General features: G+C 54.9%; 2 rRNA genes (1 of these 2 cut by a window edge). Both read left to right on the top strand.

The features are described from left to right. Nucleotides 1–2,797 (top strand): 23S ribosomal RNA (locus tag EDF39_RS17365); it begins 222 nt to the left of the window's first position. Between the two features lie 208 nt (nucleotides 2,798–3,005). Continuing rightward, nucleotides 3,006–3,122: ribosomal RNA gene (gene rrf / locus EDF39_RS17360) — 5S ribosomal RNA — on the top strand. Nucleotides 3,123–3,154 lie beyond the last annotated feature (32 nt).

Raw genomic sequence — 3,154 nt, 5'->3', positions numbered from 1 at the left:
CGTTGTTCAGTTCTGCCGGACTGGAACAGTTACAGCGCATTATAGGCGAACCGGATTGAAAGCCGGGTCATAGAGGGTGCCAACCCCGTAGCCGAAATGGTGTTGCTGGCTGAATGCGTATCCCAAGTAGCACGGGGCCCGAGAAATCCCGTGTGAATCTGTCAGGACCACCTGATAAGCCTAAATACTCCCAGATGACCGATAGCGGACAAGTACCGTGAGGGAAAGGTGAAAAGTACCCCGGGAGGGGAGTGAAATAGTACCTGAAACCGTTTGCTTACAAACCGTTGGAGCCTCCTTAGTAGGGGTGACAGCGTGCCTTTTGAAGAATGAGCCTGCGAGTTAGCGATATGTGGCGAGGTTAACCCGTGAGGGGTAGCCGTAGCGAAAGCGAGTCTGAATAGGGCGATTCAGTCGCATGTCCTAGACCCGAAGCGAAGTGATCTATCCATGGCCAGGTTGAAGCGACGGTAAGACGTCGTGGAGGACCGAACCCACTTCAGTTGAAAATGGAGGGGATGAGCTGTGGATAGGGGTGAAAGGCCAATCAAACTTCGTGATAGCTGGTTCTCTCCGAAATGCATTTAGGTGCAGCGTTGCGTGTTTCTTGCCGGAGGTAGAGCTACTGGATGGCCGATGGGGCCTAAAAGCTTACTGACGTCAGCCAAACTCCGAATGCCGGTAAGTGAGAGCGCAGCAGTGAGACGGTGGGGGATAAGCTTCATCGTCGAGAGGGAAACAACCCAGACTACCAACTAAGGTCCCTAAGCGTGTGCTAAGTGGGAAAGGATGTGGAGTTGCAGAGACAACCAGGAGGTTGGCTTAGAAGCAGCCACCCTTGAAAGAGTGCGTAATAGCTCACTGGTCAAGTGATTCCGCGCCGACAATGTAACGGGGCTCAAGCACACCACCGAAGTTGTAGAATTCGTACTTTCGATAAGCCTTCGTGGTTCAGTCGTACGGATTGGTAGGAGAGCGTCGTGTGGCGAGTGAAGCGGCGGTGGAAACCAGCCGTGGACGCCACACGAGTGAGAATGCAGGCATGAGTAGCGAAAGACGGGTGAGAAACCCGTCCTCCGAAAGACCAAGGGTTCCAGGGCCAGGTTAATCCGCCCTGGGTAAGTCGGGACCTAAGGCGAGGCCGACAGGCGTAGTCGATGGACAACGGGTTGATATTCCCGTACCGGCGAAGAACCGCCCAAGATAATCCAGTGGTGCTAAGAGTCCTAACCCGGCTGAGTGGATCCCTTCGGGGTGATGCCGGCCGGTCTAACGCTCGACCCCATGCTGGTGCGTTTAGCGTATTAACAGGTGTGACGCAGGAAGGTAGCTGAGCCAGGCGATGGTATCCGTAAGGTGATCCTGGTGTAAGGATGTAGGGCTGACGATAGGCAAATCCGTCGTCAATGATGCCTGAGACCCGATGCATACCCCGATTGGGGGAATTCAGTGATCCTATGCTGCCGAGAAAAGCATCGACGCGAGGTTCAAGCCGCCCGTACCCCAAACCGACTCAGGTGGTCAGGTAGAGAATACCAAGGAGATCGAGAGAATCGTGGTTAAGGAACTCGGCAAAATGCCCCCGTAACTTCGGGAGAAGGGGGGCCGGAACCGTGAACGGATTTACTCCGGGAGCGGGGAAGGCCGCAGAGACCAGTGGGAAGCGACTGTTTACTAAAAACACAGGTCCGTGCCAAGTCGCAAGACGATGTATACGGACTGACGCCTGCCCGGTGCTGGAAGGTTAAGAGGAAGGGTTAGCGCAAGCGAAGCTCAGAATTTAAGCCCCAGTAAACGGCGGTGGTAACTATAACCATCCTAAGGTAGCGAAATTCCTTGTCGGGTAAGTTCCGACCTGCACGAATGGCGTAACGACTTCCCAGCTGTCTCAACCGCGAACTCGGCGAAATTGCACTACGAGTAAAGATGCTCGTTACGCGCAGCAGGACGGAAAGACCCCGTGACCTTTACTACAGCTTGGTATTGGTGTTCGGAGTGGCTTGTGTAGGATAGGTGGGAGACTGTGAAGCTTGGACGCTAGTTCAGGTGGAGTCATCGTTGAAATACCACTCTGGTCACTTTGGATATCTAACTACGAACCGTGATCCGGTTCTGGGACAGTGCCTGGTGGGTAGTTTAACTGGGGCGGTTGCCTCCCAAAAAGTAACGGAGGCGCCCAAAGGTTCCCTCAACCTGGTTGGCAATCAGGTGTCGAGTGTAAGTGCACAAGGGAGCTTGACTGTGAGACTGACAAGTCGAGCAGGGACGAAAGTCGGGACTAGTGATCCGGCAGTGGCTTGTGGAAGCGCTGTCGCTCAACGGATAAAAGGTACCTCGGGGATAACAGGCTGATCTTGCCCAAGAGTCCATATCGACGGCATGGTTTGGCACCTCGATGTCGGCTCGTCGCATCCTGGGGCTGGAGTAGGTCCCAAGGGTTGGGCTGTTCGCCCATTAAAGCGGTACGCGAGCTGGGTTTAGAACGTCGTGAGACAGTTCGGTCCCTATCCGCTGCGCGCGTAGGAAATTTGAGAAGATCTATCCCTAGTACGAGAGGACCGGGATGGACGAACCTCTGGTGTGTCAGTTGTTCTGCCAAGAGCACCGCTGATTAGCTACGTTCGGAACGGATAACCGCTGAAAGCATCTAAGCGGGAAGCCGGCTTCGAGATGAGATTTCCAACCCCTTCGGGGGGAGAGGCTCCCAGCTAGACTACTGGGTTGATAGGCCGGATGTGGAAGTGGGGACTAAAGACCCATGGAGCTGACCGGTACTAATAAGCCGATAATTTGACAACACCCACCACTTCACACGGGTAACCGTGTGGGGCAGGGGCGGTGATGCTCGCGTCCACTATGTGGTTCCCAGAACACGGTCGGCAACGACAGTTCTGCGAACACACCCCACCACACCTGCTATGGGTGTGCGGGTAATAACTAAACAGCAGCGAAAGCTCTAAAACAGACTTCATAACGGCCCGAACGGGCACGTTGTGACCGATTGTTTCGGCGGCCATAGCGAGAGGGAAACGCCCGGTCACATTCCGAACCCGGAAGCTAAGACTCTCAGCGCCGATGGTACTGCAAGGGGGACCTTGTGGGAGAGTAGGACACCGCCGGACTCAACTTCAGCAACACCTTGAAAGCCACCCCA

It is taken from the genome of Frondihabitans sp. PhB161 (assembly GCF_003814635.1).
Classification (GTDB): domain Bacteria; phylum Actinomycetota; class Actinomycetes; order Actinomycetales; family Microbacteriaceae; genus Frondihabitans.
This window is presented reverse-complemented; position numbering and strand designations above follow the sequence as displayed.